Below are 12809 nucleotides of genomic sequence, written 5' to 3' on the forward strand. Positions count from 1 at the left end.
CCGCCCGGAGCATTCAACAATGAGCAAAAAAAACGATAACGCGATTACGCTTGCAAAACCCGTTATTCGCGGCGATGAAAAAATTACTCAGGTAGCGATCACGGATGAAATCAAACAGGCTGGCTCCCTGCGTGGTCTGAAGCTGGTCAACGTGATGAATATGGATGTGGATTCGGTGGCGGTACTGCTGACCCGTGTAACGTCACCGCGCCTCAAGCAGACCGAAATCAACGAAATGGATACCCGCGATTTTGTCAGCCTGTCTGAAGCGCTCGTCCCTTTTTTGACACCTGCGGGGTCTGGAGCGTCGAGCGAGGCGGAGACGGAGAATCAGTAACACTCCTGCGGTTCGACCTGATCGACGATCTGGTTGCTGATATCGCGGTTGTTTTCAACTGGCCGCCCTCTGAAATCTTCACGATGGAACTGGGCGAAGTCATAGCCTGGCGTGAGCGGGCGGCTGTCCGAAGTGGAGCCAGTGACAGTGAAAAGCCTTAATATCCGCGTCGCGTTCAGCGCGATCGATAAACTTACCCGCCCGGTCAATGCCGCCCGCCAGAGTGCGGGCGGTTTGTCTGAATCCCTCAAAAAAACGCAGTCCAGCATTAAAGATCTGGACAGCCAGTCCCGCACATTCAACCGTCTGCGCGACAGCGTACAAAAGACCTCCCGCAAAATTGACGACGCCAGCCGGACGCTCGAAGGTCTGAATCAGGCGCAGCGGGAAGGTACACAGCTTACAGACAAGCAAAAAGCACATATGGCAGCGCTGGCCGCAAAACTGGAGCGCCTTAACTCTGCCCGCACGCAGGAAATGGTTAAGCTGCGCGCAGCCTCACAGGCACTACGCAGCCACGGCGTTTCGCTGGTCGGCAGCGATCGCACCATCCAGAGCGCCATACGCCGCACCGAGCAGTACAACCAGACGCTTGAGCGGGAACGGCGAAAGCTTGCGGCTGTCACGCAGGCACGGGCGCGCTACGACCAGATGCAGCAAACAGCGGGCAAACTTCGCGGCGGTGGCACGATGGCCGTTGCCGGGGCCACTGCTGCCGGTTACGCAGCGGGACGCTTCTTATCCCCCGCTGTTGGGTTTGACCGGGAAATGTCCCGCGTGCAGGCGCTGACCCGCATAGATAAAAACTCAGCAGACTTTTCGGCACTCCGCGATCAGGCCAAAAAGCTGGGTGCTGAAACGCAGTTCACCACGACTGACGCCGCCAGCGGTCAGGCATTCCTTGCTATGGCCGGTTTCACACCGCAGGCCATCCAGGCAGCACTGCCTGGCGTACTCAATATGGCGCTGGCCGGTGGTATGGATTTAGGTGAAAGCGCCGATATCAGCTCAAATATCCTGTCTCAGTTCCGCCTGGATCCCAAAGAAATGGATCGCGTCAGTGACGTATTAACTGGCGCGTTCACCCGTACCAACACCGATCTGCAAAATATCGGTGAAGCAATGAAGTACGCCGGTACTGGTCTTTCCAACCTTGGCGTCAGCGTCGAACAGACAACGGCCATGATCGGCGTGATGGCGAACGTGGGTCTGCGCGGGAGTATCGCCGGTACTGGTTTACAGGCTACATTTTCCCGTCTTGCCGCGCCAACCGGCAGGGCGAAAGATGCCCTTAAAGAATTGGGCGTACAGGTCGCTGATGCAACGGGGAAAATGCGCCCTGCTGAAGTAGTTCTCACAGACCTCTATAAAAAGATCAGCAAATACGGCGACACCGATAAGCTCTCTTTCTTCAAAGACATTGCCGGTGAAGAAGCGTCAAAATCATTCCAGGCTCTGGTTATGTCGGCAGGTAGTGGCGAACTTCAGAAGCTGCTGGGTGAACTGAAAAATGCCAAAGGCGAGGCACAGAAAGCCGCCAAAATAATGGCGGATAACCTTGACGGCGATCTTAAAAATCTGGACAGCGCCTGGGAAGGCTTCCGCATCCAGATTAACGATCTCGTCAACAATCAGCTTCGCGGCCTGACACAAGGGCTTAGCAACGTTGTGGGGAATATGACACAGTGGGCGAAGGAAAATCCGAAGCTCGCCCAATCCCTGCTGGTTGTCGGTGGCAGCGTTCTGGCACTGACCGCCGCCATTGGCGGCACATCGCTGGTTATCGGTCTGCTGATGGGGCCACTGGCTAAACTCCAGTTAGGTTTTACCCTGCTGACAGGGGGCGCAACCGGAACAATATCCGCCATCCGAACGCTAGGAACAGCTTCAGGCCCGGCGATGGCTAGCGTGCGTGGGTGGGGGCCAGTTCTCACATCAATGCTCACTAAGCTGCGAGGCATATCACTCATCACGCCCGGTATTCGCGCTGGTCTTCTGGGTGCATTTCTTGCACCAGGGGCAGCATTAGGATCTCTGTTCAAAAACATTGGAATGCTCGCTCTTCGCCTGACTGGTTTTACGACAATATGGAGCATTATCACAACCTCAATCTCTGTGCTGGGTACGGCAATATCCCTGTTGTTAAGTCCTATCGGCTTGGTTGTCGCTGCGTTTATCGCTGCCGGATTGCTAATCTGGAGGTTCTGGGAACCGATAAAAGCCTTTTTCACCGGTTTTTTCAGCGGAGTTATGCAGCAACTGGCTCCTTTCCGTGATGCCTTTTTCCCCCTGACGCTGGCCTTCTCAGCAATAGCCAAAGTCGTTGGTGAAGTCTGGGACTGGTTTGTAAAACTCTTATCGCCTGTGGAAAGCAGCCGCGAATCCCTTGATAAATGTGCTTCAGCTGGGGAAACGTTCGGTAAAGTCCTGGGTGGCGCTCTTCAGTTATTGCTGCTACCGCTGACAACCCTGATGGAAGGCATTGGCTGGGTTCTGGAAAAACTCGACCTTATCCCTTCTGGTCTGGAAGCCGCACGCCTGAAAGCTGAAAGCCTTAAAAAAGACCCTGTTATGTGGGAGTGGGATCCGCAACAGAAAAAAATGGTGCAAAAAGGATGGAACTGGTCTCCCATCTCCGCAGGTAAAAACGATAAAGGGAATAATCCGTTTGTTGGGCCACCAATGCCCCCCGGATATACACCGCCGCTGACCGGCGATAACGGCACTATGCGCCGGTTGCAGAATATCGACAGCAACACTAAAGCGACAGCCGATAACATGAAGAAGATCGGCCCCGGCGATATCGTGTTTAAAAACCTGCCGCGTGCGCTGGCCGTTCGTGGTGAATGGAAGGAGTCGCAGCTTGCCAGTACCACTACGGCAGGCCGATTAAGTGAACGTCCCGCAGTGGTCGCGGCATCACTTCCCGTTAAACAGGCTGAACTCCCGCCAGTCAGCCGCAGCGCCAGCAATATACCGGTTGCCGCTGGCGGCTTTACGGGGGAAATCCACGTACACCTGCACGGCGTTGACCGGCAGGACGCGCGCGAAATTGGCCGGATTGTCGCCGATCAAGTAAGTGCCGAACTGGCCCGCCGTGAACGGCTCAATCGCGGCAGTTTCAAAGACAGAGATTAAGGGGAGGCAAAATTATGATGATGATATACGGGATGTTCGTTTTTGAACTGAAGACACTGCCTTACCAGCAGCTGCGCCACTCGCTGAACTGGCGTCATGTGAAGAATGATCGCATTAACCGATCGGCAAAATGGCAGTACATCGGCGCGGGGGAAACGCAGATTAACCTGGATGGCGTGCTTTACCCTGAAATTACGGGCGGCGACGTGTCTCTTACCGTTCTGGCAACACAGGCATACACCGGGCGTCCGTGGCCTTTAATCAGCGGCGCAGGGCAGATTTACGGGATGTATGTGCTGACCGGGCTACAGGCCACGCATACAGAATTTGACCGCTACGGGAAGGCGAAAAAAATAGAGTTCTCGATCAGCTTTCAGCGCTGTGATGAAGATTTACGCGAGCGCCTGCAAGCGTCGTCTGTTGGCGATTTACTTTCTGGCTTGAAGGATAAAGCCACGTCCGCCTACAACTCTGCCAGCAGTACGCTGTCAGGCCTGTTCTGACGGCATCCACATAAAACTAAAGCGGGCATTTGCCCGCTTCACCTTCCGGAATACACCGCCATAACTGACAGTGCTGCAGCACCGTTAAAAATGACTGCACTCGATACACATGGCCAGCACGGTTAGAGTCGGCAGTGCGTGCCGGAATGAAAACTTATTCCGGCTTATCCGGCCAGGTTATATCCGGCGCTTTCGATGTATCAACAGCCTGCACTGCCTTGATGTATTTCATCCAGGCTATCAGACTGGCTTTGTCTTCATCGCTGATGATGCCTAACTGTAATTCCGTCTGCCACAGGCTGATCGTCGTTTGTGCCTCTGCAAGTAACGCAGCTTTCTGTTGCTCCGCTGCCTCCACGTCTGCCTTGTGCTGCGCTTCGTTATCCGTCACCCACTCGCTACCGTTCCACGTATCATAAGGCGTTGCAGGTGCCAGCGTGGTGGTGCCATCGGGATAATCGCCAGGCAAAGAAATGATCACCGATTCTCCTGTTTCAGTGCTGTATACCGTTTCGCCACGATGATCAGAAACATATTCCCATGCGGTCAAATCGGCTGTCCGGCAAACTGCGAAACCACTCCTGATATCACCTGGTGCGTCAGAGCATGAGTGGGCGGGAATACCAACACCAACTGGCAGATATTCAACAGATGAAGAAAGATATTCGCGCGTGTGACCATCGTAGTTAAACACAGTGACATTACCGGCTTTTATGGCAATCCCATTTTTGTTCAGTGTTGCTTTTGTCATTACGCCGCCCTCACGATGAAATTAAATGCCAGACTACGTGGTCTTGTCTCTGAACCGCCCGGGTTCTGAAACGCAGGTGCCACAGTCCCATCAGGTTGGTTAATTCCGTTGGTATAAATCCCCCTGATGCCCGTCTCCACGCCAAACACAGTATTATTTCCAGTTGCGCCGCCCGACCCCATGAATGGATGACCATGCGTTTTGAATTCATCAGCCGCCCATCCGAGCAGCGCCTGAGATGGATTAATACCTCGCCCGTCGTCATAACCCCGCATGAATTCGCCGCGCATATCCGGCAACACGCCAGACGGGTATGTAACACCTAACTTGCTGTATTTATTCTTATCAAATGGCGCGCCATTCACTTTCAGAAAAACCATGTTTTTCATGTCGTCAAACACGTCACTCGGCATCTGCGCCAGAGGCCATGCGAAAGGAGAGCCAATAACCGGCGCACCACTTCCCATCCCAAGATAAGCGGCAACACTGCTGGCATCTCCTTTCCCCAGCATCACGCGCATAAACTCACTGATAGCGGTCACTGCCGCCTGTTTATCTCCAGTGAAATAAGGCAGGGTGTTCTGCTGCATCACCAGTCCGGCAAAGGCTGTTAGCACTTCGTTCAGCGGCTGCTTACCGTTCAGCAGGATATCAAGACCAAGATTTTTTCTTGCGTCTTCTGCTGTAATTGCCCCAGTCCCACCTTCATTCACTTTCAGCGCTATCACCTGGCCATTATTGACCACCCTTGCGCCCCATGATCCGTCTTCACGGATGACCAGGCATTTCGTCATATCCGGGGTATAAACCACGGTCTGATTTGGGCTTGTTGGGTTAACGATATTGAAAAGCCCAACATTCTGTAAAAACTTCGTCTTATCAGGAATATCAGCACCATTCTCGGATTTTTTAAGCATCCCTGTAGCTATCTGATCGACATACTGACGGGTTGCCAGCACCACGGACGGATCGATTTTTAGCGTAACCGCTTCAGTGCTGCTGACTATCAGGATCACACGGATAACCTGCACGCGCCCGCTGCCTTCCTGTAACTGCGGCTTGTAGGTCTCTGCACAGTTAGCAATCGCAATCATATCGCCGTCTTTATCAAACAGGCCGATTTCTCGGATCCACCATCCGCCCACGTCTTCCGGTATGACCTGTTCCGCAATGATCTGATTGGTATTTACCGGGTCGATAGTCAGCATGTTAAGTTGCGCGCGGCGCAGCTCATGCGTCAGCGCGGTTTGTGCCGGGTTAGGTGTCGGTAGCGCACCATTGCCATCACCTACGGCCATCTGGGTGATCTCAACCTTCACACCCAATGCCGTGGCGTTTGCCAGTTTTGCTGCCCCGATATTGGTTAACAGGGCAAAATATTTAGTCGCCACTTGCGATCTCCACGGTATCAATTAAATGGACCACCGCGCCGGTGTAGTCACCACCGCCCACGGATATGGTTTCAGGAAAATAAGGGTAAACGGTCAGCGTATCGCCGATATAACATCCCGCCCCGACTTCGATATCCCCCTGCGACTGAAGCGAAAGGGACAGGCCAGTCAGGTGACGACTTCTCGGCTTTGCATCGTCAATAAGGCGCTCAAGCTCAAGATAGGTTTCCTCCGTAATCCCCTGCTCCTGAATACCGATTTCAAGCTTGAAGGTTCCCGGCTCTTCGCCGCTCTGCCACCACTCGATCACCCGCAGCAGAAAGCCGAACGGTTCAACGACGCGGCGCAAAGCGGAAATAGTGCCCTTCTGACGGTGAACCAGCCAGGAGGCTTTAATTACCTGCCGTTTGGTCTGTTCTGACCAGTTCTTATCCCAGCGATCAACTGATAACGCCCAGGCGAGATAAGGCAGAAGATCAGCGGGGCATTCGTCCGGGTTCCACAGCTTGCGCAGGTCAACAGGAATATCGGTAAGCCGCCCCGTCACCTTCTCTGTATTGCGCATAAAGCCGCTTGCAGAAGGCGGCAGCATGTTGTTATTCATCGGTGCCCCCGGTCTCGATCGTGAAGGATTCACACCGCGCGGCCTGCGTATCAGCGATCACAATATCGCTGGCAGGCTCTAGCAGCTCCACCCTCTGCACGCCCTGAACATGCAGCGCCGCCATAATGGCAGAGCGGGCAACGTCACGACCAATCTTGCCCTGTTGATTAAGCCAGGACTTAAGCGCATCCTGCGCGGCGGTATGGATCGGTTCGGACTCCGGGCCGGGGTAGAAATACAGCAGCGCATTGATCTGATAGTTCACGATTTCTGCCGCCTGAACGGTCAGACGATCGGCAACGGGGCGTTTGTCGTCAGCTGACAGCGCCTTATCCACCGTCGCCAGCAGTTCCGCGCTGGCGGTGCCGTCGCCTTCGGTGGACAGCACAGAGACCACCACCACGGCGGGTGACGGACTAATCGCTTTGGCATCCGCCACTTTTCCGCTGGCACTTTTAGCAAAATATTCATATGCGCCGGTTGGTCCCGCCACGCTCAGCCCTTCAAACGCAGCCTGCGCCCGCAAACGCAGTGCGGTATCACTTTCCGTTACCGCGTCAGTGGTTGCCGTCTCCGGGGTGATAATCAGACGTTCGGTGTTCAGGTTGCCCGCGAGATTATCAAGATCAGACGATACGGCATGGCTCAACATGCACGCCGCCGCACCGTCATTAATCCGCTGCCTGAGCATCATTTCACGGTAGGCAACCACCTGGGCGATCACGTTCAGCGGTTCGGATTCCAGCTCCAGCGCGGCGGCAACAGAAGCCTGCTGTTCCTGCGGGAATGCCGCCAGCATGACGGCTTTGACCTCGCTGAGAATAACTTCAAAGTCCAGCACTTCGATAATTTGCGGCTGCGGTAGCTGCGATAAATCAACTGTTGCCATTGCTGCCACTCCTCAGCGTCAACGAACTGCCTGCCGCCTGCATGGTTTCGGTGATAATCCCGACCAGTTCAGCGGTGACAGCGCCATCTTTTGAATAACTGATATTGATGCTGTTCAGGGCAATACGCGGCTCCCACATCGTCAGGGCGATCACCGCCGCACTCATACATTGCAGGCGCGTCACTTCGTTCTGTGGTTCATCCAACAGGTCGGGGATCATGCTGCCATAATCCCGCCGCATCACCCGGCTTGCCAGCGGCGTGGTCAGTATGTCGCGCACTGAATTCCACAGCTGATCGGTGTCTGTTAGCTGGCCCGTTCCGTCCGGGTTCATGCCGGTATAGCGGACTGTCATTTCGGCCCCCCTGTGTTGCTGCTTCCACCCTGCACACCACCATGCACGTGCGAATGAACCGTTACCCCGTTAGATGAAAGCGAGCCGCCAGAATGGGTAACATTGCCCTTCATCGCGCCGCCTTCCGTCAGTTCGAACGTCCGCGCTTTCAGATGGTCGGTGCATTCCACCACTGGAGTTTCAAGCGTGACGCTGGCAGAGGCTTTGATATGTGCTGTTTTCATGCCCTGCGCTTCCAGCGCGCTGGCCTCTGCGTCATAGCGAAAAGAGGCACCGTCCGGCGCTGTCAGCACAATCTCTTTCAGACTGCTGCCCTGCGCAGGGTGATCGCTGCTGTACAGACTGCCAATAATGACCGCTGTTTCAGGGTTGCCACCGATACAGCCCAGCCAGACCTGTTCACCGACTGAAGGCGGCACCCAGATACTGAATGCCCCGGCGCGCGTGGTGTTCCAGCGCAGCCAGTCAGTCTGAAGTTCGCCGCTTTGCACACGCACGCGCCAGCTCTCTTCATCAACGGCAATAACGACGCCGACGCGCAGGATATTTTCCAGCAGGCGGATCAGTTCAGCGCTCATCGTGCGGCACTCCCCAGGCTGTTAACCACCTGTTCCGTAATCATCTGCTCATCGCCAGCGGTAAAGCCCAGAAGCTCACGTACCGGATATTTAGCAAAAGCACCCGGCCCGACCTGATCGCGCTGACCGTACTGGTGTACACGCGCAATGCGTGCGGCCACGCCGTCATAACCCACGGAAGTACCGCCAGCATCAGCGCGCATTTTGAGAAAGCGATAACTGCGCAACCGCTGAAACATCGGCACCTTCTTCGCAGTGCTGCGGCGCAGTGAGCGCGTATTGATCTCGATGTAACGCTCAATATCGCTGCGGTAAAACGTGCGAATATCGTTGCGCTCTTCGTCAAAGCCGGTAATGGTGCGTCCGTATTTCCCCCGGCCACCGTGCCAGTTTTTCAGGCGACGGATCTCACCCTGCCAGACAAACACAATACCCTGCTGAGAACGCAGCACCCTGCGGCGGCGGGCGGGATACGGCGAACCTTCCGGGTTTTGCTGCGCTTTTATTCGCCGTTGCTGGCTCTTACGCAGCGCCTGGCCAACAGCGCGGGCGGTGCGAACACGTCCGCCCGGCGAGGTGCCCGCGAGTATGTCGCTGAATACCTGATCCAGTTCACGGAAGAGATCGTTACTCATGCGCGTCAGCCTCCCACGTCACATCCTCAAAGATGGTGCTCCAGTCGCCGTCTGCTGACGGGATGCGCGGTTTAGGTTCCGGTAAATGCTCCGCCCGGGGAATGCCATTCGCATCCAGAGTGACCTTCACGCGCTCGCACAGCGGCATTTCAAACAGAATGTCGGCGGTATCGTCGTTGTTGATAAGGGTCGTAAATTTAACGTCCCGGTTCTTCTCCGGGTTCAGCAGTAGATTGGGCTGGTTGTGCCAGAGCCATGCCATTAACGGCAGCGTGAAATCATCAATATCACCGGCAAAGTTCATCACAAACAGCACCAGGGTATAGCGGTACATAAACGACGGCGTTTCGCCGGTCGTCTCGATATTCCCTTCTTCCACAAAAACGGTGAAGGCCTCAGGATTTGCCCTGCACCATTTGTTTGCGTGGGTCAGGGCATCGCGCAGTGAATCAGCTTTCAGCATGGTGATACCTTCTCAGCGTCCAGAACGTTCAATCGCAGCCGCGATGATCAACAGATAGATAAGCGTCCAGTACGGGTGAGCACTCAGATAGTCGAATAAGGTCATTGTGTTGCCCTCGCGTGGTCAGTCAGTCTTTTCAGGCGGCGCAGGTCGAGATCGGCTATCGCCGCCTTATCGGCGTTGCAGGTATCCAGCGCATCGCGCAGACGATCACTCCAGATAGCTATCGCGCCCCAAGTTACCGGGGCGGTCAGTCCCGGCGCTGGCGTTGCTGCCGTCAGGCTTTCCGGCACCGGTTCGTACACGATTTTCATTTGTGGCTGAGGCGGCGCGGTGTTGCAGGCCGTTACTGACAGAAGCAGGCACAACAGTATTGGCACACGTATCGTCTTTGATGGCATCGCGCATGTTTTCACGTCGCTTTTCTCCCTCGGCGTTTCTTTGCTGCTCGTTTGCCCGCAATTGTGCAAGCACTTCGCGTGCGTCAGCAGTCAGTGCCCGCAGCTCATCCAGCACCTCACCATTACTTTTCACCTCGCGGGAAAGCGCTTCATTGCGAGCGGAGTCTTTTCCGCGTTGATGTGTCTGCCAGAGCAGGCCACCAGAGGCCAGCGCCAGCAATGCGCATAAAATGGCTGTAATCTTCATTTATCAGCCTCCACGTCCCGCAGGCACCACGCCTTAAAATCCGCTCTCCGGTTAACCAGCCCCTGGCTGCGCTTACCGCCGCTGTTTACAAAGTCTGTCAGCCGGTTACACATCGCCTGCCATTCATGCGCCTGCGCCTTCTTCCAGATGGTCGTGCGCTGCTTTCGCTTCTGGCTGTCCGTGAACCACATCAGGCCAGTACACCCCACATTAAGAGCGGCATCCGTCATGGCCTCAAAGGCGTACTGCGGCATATGCCCGCCTTCAAAATTCTGGTTAATACAATTCTCAGCGTGCCGCATATCGTTAATCCAGCGGCCGGCGATCTCGCTGTCGCTGTACTCCCGCTTCTCAACGCGCCCCGTCGAACCAATTCCAACCGTCAGCACGCCAGCCGTGCAGTAGTAGGGTGTATTCCGGCAGTCTTCCCAGCCTGCAATCTTCTGCTGGCCTTCCGGCGTGGTGCGCAACACGCCCGGACTCAGCGTGATACCCAGCGCAACAATGGCCGCAATGGAGCATTTTTTAATAAGCTGTTTCATCTTCCGGCTCATTCTGTTGCAGAAGGTCAAGCGCCCGGCGCTCTGACTCACTCATTTGCCTGTGTTCTGCCTGTTCCAGAATCTGGTTAATCAGCTCGTTGCGACGCTTCTGCCCCCGTTCGATGCGGGCGCGATAGAGCCATCCACGGGCACCAAAAACCATCCCGACGAGAAGACCGGCCAGCGCAATCTTTTCGCTCAGTGTCATTACGCCAATACTCGTGACCATCGCTGACATCATGAATGTCAGCCAGTCATTAAGGCGCTGAAAGAAACTTAATCCCATAGCTGCACCATCTCCTGTGTCGCTTTACGCGCGATTTCCGGCAGTTCAATCTCCTGACCGGCATCAAGAAAAACCTGCTGGCTCAGTCCTGGATTGGCAGATAACACTTTTTCGGTCACGCCCTGCGTGGTGCCGTAGTGACGCCAGCAAAGCAAATCCACCGTATCCCCCAGCAATGCCTTCACTTTCATCAGCAAAGCTCCGCATAGAGGCGCGGCGTGTCGCGAATGTCGGCGATACTCCAGCGGGCATCCCGCCAGAGATCATCCCGTTGCAGGTCAAGCGCGGCGGCGTCTTTGTCGCCTTTCGCCGTGGTATCAACGTCGCGATAGCCTTCAAGTACCAGCGCCCTGGCAATCGAATAGACTGCACGGCGGAAGCGGTACACCTTCACGTTTTCACCGTTGATAACCAGCTTTTCCATATCACCTGACGGCAGGGCTGAAGGCACATCTTCCAGCGTGTGAAAGCCTGCGCTGACCTGACCGGCGCGCCAGCCCAGCAACTGCGCGGTGACATGGGCTACCGCTTCCGTGGTGACGTGCATCAGCCTGGACGTGGTGATACCACCTGTAATGCGTGCGGCCAGACGGAGATCGGCCAGTTTTATCACCGGCCAGAAGTCCCCGGCGCTGACGGTGGTATCACCATCATCAACATCGGGGGTATCGCTGTCGGCAGGCAACACGCGCTTATTTGCCACAAGGCTGCTCATGCACTTATCTCCCATAAATCAGGCGGTGGGCGGGTGGTTAAAAGACCGTAAAAGGGCAGATATCCACCCGCGCCGCCTGTCGGACGGGGCCGAAGTCGTTAATTCTTTTTCTGGTTGGCAGGCTTGCGCTTTGTCGCTTTGCCTGTTGCCGTTTTAGTCGTGGTTTTACGCGTCGCCGTTTTACCTGCTGCGCTGGCGGTAGTGCTCTTTTCCGGAACAGGCTCTGCAGTACCGTCAGTTTTGTCGGTGCTGGCCGCGTCGCCTTCCCCCGTGCCGCTATCCGCAGACAGCTTCTTAACTTCGCGGGCAAGCGTGGCAATCTCTTTTTTTACCCCGGCGTTGGGGTTGCGCGTCAGCGCCTCACGGAACAGCGCCAGCGCTTCCGCTTTGGTCGTGATATCAGTCGCACCACGGCGGGCAAGCGCACGGGCCTTGCACAACTTGGCGCGCACCACATCCGGCATATCACTGTCGGCGACAATGTCCGCCACTTCGTCAAGCACAGCGATACCGGACGATAAATCAGCGTCAGCATCAGCAGCCGCGAGCGTCAACAGTGGTTTGCTCATTTCTTCGGTCAGGAATGTTGCTGCCGTGCGGTTGAAGTTATCCGGCAGCGTCAGCCCGTGGCGCACCACATAGCGCCCCAGCTTCATCACAAGCACATAATCACGGCAGTCAATCGCCCAGACCATCAACCGGGTAATGACTTCATCCTGCCGCCCGCTGTCGCCGTCGAGCGTGCCTTCAATCCATCCCTCGTATTCAGGCAGCATGGATTTTTTCATTTCGGCTTTGGTTTCTTCGGACTGCACGCCGCTAAGGCGGGACAAGTCCATACGCAGGCGATGCAGAATTTGCTCATGCGCAGTGCGCTGGATATCGGATTCTTCATCCGCCTGGCCCCGGCGTTCTGCCATGACCCTCTGAAAATGTCGTTGTGCCGGTGTTAACATCGTCACTTCTCCCCGTAA

At 55.6% G+C, this 12809-nt stretch carries 19 protein-coding genes; 4 read left to right on the forward strand and 15 right to left on the reverse strand.

The window, feature by feature from the left end:
• Nucleotides 1-19: 19 nt before the first annotated feature.
• Genes WM95_RS05845 through WM95_RS05860 form a run of 4 tightly spaced genes read left to right on the forward strand, consistent with a single transcriptional unit; the run spans nt 20 to nt 3978 of the window.
• Nucleotides 20-337, forward strand: a complete 318-nt coding sequence (locus WM95_RS05845) for a phage tail assembly protein (RefSeq protein ID WP_063144371.1) — start codon at nt 20-22, stop codon at nt 335-337.
• A 5-nt stretch (nt 338-342) separates the two neighbouring features.
• Complete coding sequence (locus WM95_RS05850; protein ID WP_088545032.1) at nt 343-498, forward strand: GpE family phage tail protein; 156 nt, start codon at nt 343-345, stop codon at nt 496-498.
• Nucleotides 485-3475 (forward strand): phage tail tape measure protein, encoded by a 2991-nt coding sequence (locus WM95_RS05855; RefSeq protein WP_088545031.1) that lies wholly within the window; start codon nt 485-487, stop codon nt 3473-3475. The genes WM95_RS05850 and WM95_RS05855 overlap by 14 nt, the downstream gene beginning before the upstream one ends.
• A 14-nt stretch (nt 3476-3489) precedes the next feature.
• On the forward strand, nt 3490-3978 hold the full coding sequence (locus WM95_RS05860; protein WP_014072465.1) for a phage tail protein: 489 nt from the start codon (nt 3490-3492) through the stop codon (nt 3976-3978).
• A 154-nt stretch (nt 3979-4132) separates the two neighbouring features.
• Here the strand turns inward: WM95_RS05860 and WM95_RS05865 are convergent, their stop codons facing one another.
• From WM95_RS05865 to gpM, 15 genes are all read right to left on the reverse strand, one after another.
• On the reverse strand, nt 4133-4729 hold the full coding sequence (locus WM95_RS05865; protein WP_088544664.1) for a tail fiber assembly protein: 597 nt from the start codon (nt 4727-4729) through the stop codon (nt 4133-4135).
• Complete coding sequence (locus WM95_RS05870) at nt 4729-6120, reverse strand: phage tail-collar fiber domain-containing protein (RefSeq protein WP_088544665.1); 1392 nt, start codon at nt 6118-6120, stop codon at nt 4729-4731. Before WM95_RS05870 ends, WM95_RS05865 begins: the two co-directional genes overlap by 1 nt.
• A complete protein-coding gene (locus WM95_RS05875) occupies nt 6110-6724 on the reverse strand; it encodes a phage tail protein I (protein WP_088544666.1) in 615 nt (204 codons plus the stop codon). Before WM95_RS05875 ends, WM95_RS05870 begins: the two co-directional genes overlap by 11 nt.
• Nucleotides 6717-7613 (reverse strand): baseplate assembly protein, encoded by an 897-nt coding sequence (locus WM95_RS05880; RefSeq protein WP_088544667.1) that lies wholly within the window; start codon nt 7611-7613, stop codon nt 6717-6719. The genes WM95_RS05875 and WM95_RS05880 overlap by 8 nt, the downstream gene beginning before the upstream one ends.
• The gene (locus WM95_RS05885; protein WP_088544668.1) at nt 7600-7968 is read right to left on the reverse strand and encodes a GPW/gp25 family protein; all 369 of its coding nucleotides are present in this window, start codon (nt 7966-7968) and stop codon (nt 7600-7602) included. The genes WM95_RS05880 and WM95_RS05885 overlap by 14 nt, the downstream gene beginning before the upstream one ends.
• The gene (locus WM95_RS05890; RefSeq protein ID WP_088544669.1) at nt 7965-8546 is read right to left on the reverse strand and encodes a phage baseplate assembly protein V; all 582 of its coding nucleotides are present in this window, start codon (nt 8544-8546) and stop codon (nt 7965-7967) included. Before WM95_RS05890 ends, WM95_RS05885 begins: the two co-directional genes overlap by 4 nt.
• Entirely contained in the window at nt 8543-9181 is a 639-nt protein-coding gene (locus WM95_RS05895; RefSeq protein ID WP_088544670.1) for a phage virion morphogenesis protein, read from the reverse strand. The genes WM95_RS05890 and WM95_RS05895 overlap by 4 nt, the downstream gene beginning before the upstream one ends.
• Nucleotides 9174-9644 (reverse strand): phage tail protein, encoded by a 471-nt coding sequence (locus WM95_RS05900; RefSeq protein ID WP_088544671.1) that lies wholly within the window; start codon nt 9642-9644, stop codon nt 9174-9176. The genes WM95_RS05895 and WM95_RS05900 overlap by 8 nt, the downstream gene beginning before the upstream one ends.
• Nucleotides 9645-9745: 101 nt before the next feature.
• The gene (gene lysC / locus WM95_RS27820) at nt 9746-9958 is read right to left on the reverse strand and encodes an Rz1-like lysis system protein LysC (RefSeq protein ID WP_088544672.1); all 213 of its coding nucleotides are present in this window, start codon (nt 9956-9958) and stop codon (nt 9746-9748) included.
• Nucleotides 9855-10292 carry a DUF2570 domain-containing protein gene (locus tag WM95_RS05910; protein ID WP_088544673.1) on the reverse strand — a complete coding sequence of 146 codons (438 nt, stop codon included), beginning with the start codon at nt 10290-10292 and terminating at the stop codon, nt 9855-9857. Before WM95_RS05910 ends, lysC begins: the two co-directional genes overlap by 104 nt.
• A complete protein-coding gene (locus WM95_RS05915; RefSeq protein WP_088544674.1) occupies nt 10289-10834 on the reverse strand; it encodes a lysozyme in 546 nt (181 codons plus the stop codon). The genes WM95_RS05910 and WM95_RS05915 overlap by 4 nt, the downstream gene beginning before the upstream one ends.
• Complete coding sequence (locus WM95_RS05920; protein ID WP_088544675.1) at nt 10818-11120, reverse strand: phage tail protein; 303 nt, start codon at nt 11118-11120, stop codon at nt 10818-10820. Before WM95_RS05920 ends, WM95_RS05915 begins: the two co-directional genes overlap by 17 nt.
• On the reverse strand, nt 11111-11311 hold the full coding sequence (locus tag WM95_RS05925) for a tail protein X (RefSeq protein ID WP_088544676.1): 201 nt from the start codon (nt 11309-11311) through the stop codon (nt 11111-11113). The genes WM95_RS05920 and WM95_RS05925 overlap by 10 nt, the downstream gene beginning before the upstream one ends.
• Nucleotides 11311-11835: a head completion/stabilization protein gene (locus WM95_RS05930; RefSeq protein ID WP_088544677.1), complete on the reverse strand. Its 525-nt coding sequence runs from the start codon at nt 11833-11835 to the stop codon at nt 11311-11313. Before WM95_RS05930 ends, WM95_RS05925 begins: the two co-directional genes overlap by 1 nt.
• A 98-nt stretch (nt 11836-11933) precedes the next feature.
• Complete coding sequence (gene gpM / locus WM95_RS05935) at nt 11934-12791, reverse strand: phage terminase small subunit (protein WP_088544678.1); 858 nt, start codon at nt 12789-12791, stop codon at nt 11934-11936.
• Nucleotides 12792-12809: the final 18 nt, after the last annotated feature.

This window comes from Enterobacter cloacae complex sp. ECNIH7, from assembly GCF_002208095.1.
In the GTDB taxonomy this organism is placed as follows: domain Bacteria; phylum Pseudomonadota; class Gammaproteobacteria; order Enterobacterales; family Enterobacteriaceae; genus Enterobacter; species Enterobacter cloacae_M.

What these genes read in the sequence shown, in the direction of transcription:
- WM95_RS05890 (WP_088544669.1), bottom strand. Translation starts at nt 8,546, where the DNA reads ATGAGCGCTGAACTGATCCGCCTGCTGGAAAATATCCTGCGCGTCGGC.
- WM95_RS05915 (WP_088544674.1), bottom strand. Translation starts at nt 10,834, where the DNA reads ATGAAACAGCTTATTAAAAAATGCTCCATTGCGGCCATTGTTGCGCTG.
- WM95_RS05910 (WP_088544673.1), bottom strand. Translation starts at nt 10,292, where the DNA reads ATGAAGATTACAGCCATTTTATGCGCATTGCTGGCGCTGGCCTCTGGT.
- WM95_RS05860 (WP_014072465.1), top strand. Translation starts at nt 3,490, where the DNA reads ATGATGATGATATACGGGATGTTCGTTTTTGAACTGAAGACACTGCCT.
- WM95_RS05845 (WP_063144371.1), top strand. Translation starts at nt 20, where the DNA reads ATGAGCAAAAAAAACGATAACGCGATTACGCTTGCAAAACCCGTTATT.
- gpM (WP_088544678.1), bottom strand. Translation starts at nt 12,791, where the DNA reads ATGTTAACACCGGCACAACGACATTTTCAGAGGGTCATGGCAGAACGC.
- WM95_RS05900 (WP_088544671.1), bottom strand. Translation starts at nt 9,644, where the DNA reads ATGCTGAAAGCTGATTCACTGCGCGATGCCCTGACCCACGCAAACAAA.
- WM95_RS05920 (WP_088544675.1), bottom strand. Translation starts at nt 11,120, where the DNA reads ATGGGATTAAGTTTCTTTCAGCGCCTTAATGACTGGCTGACATTCATG.
- WM95_RS05925 (WP_088544676.1), bottom strand. Translation starts at nt 11,311, where the DNA reads ATGAAAGTGAAGGCATTGCTGGGGGATACGGTGGATTTGCTTTGCTGG.
- WM95_RS05895 (WP_088544670.1), bottom strand. Translation starts at nt 9,181, where the DNA reads ATGAGTAACGATCTCTTCCGTGAACTGGATCAGGTATTCAGCGACATA.
- WM95_RS05875 (WP_088544666.1), bottom strand. Translation starts at nt 6,724, where the DNA reads ATGAATAACAACATGCTGCCGCCTTCTGCAAGCGGCTTTATGCGCAAT.
- WM95_RS05865 (WP_088544664.1), bottom strand. Translation starts at nt 4,729, where the DNA reads ATGACAAAAGCAACACTGAACAAAAATGGGATTGCCATAAAAGCCGGT.
- WM95_RS05930 (WP_088544677.1), bottom strand. Translation starts at nt 11,835, where the DNA reads ATGAGCAGCCTTGTGGCAAATAAGCGCGTGTTGCCTGCCGACAGCGAT.
- WM95_RS05885 (WP_088544668.1), bottom strand. Translation starts at nt 7,968, where the DNA reads ATGACAGTCCGCTATACCGGCATGAACCCGGACGGAACGGGCCAGCTA.
- WM95_RS05880 (WP_088544667.1), bottom strand. Translation starts at nt 7,613, where the DNA reads ATGGCAACAGTTGATTTATCGCAGCTACCGCAGCCGCAAATTATCGAA.
- lysC (WP_088544672.1), bottom strand. Translation starts at nt 9,958, where the DNA reads ATGAAAATCGTGTACGAACCGGTGCCGGAAAGCCTGACGGCAGCAACG.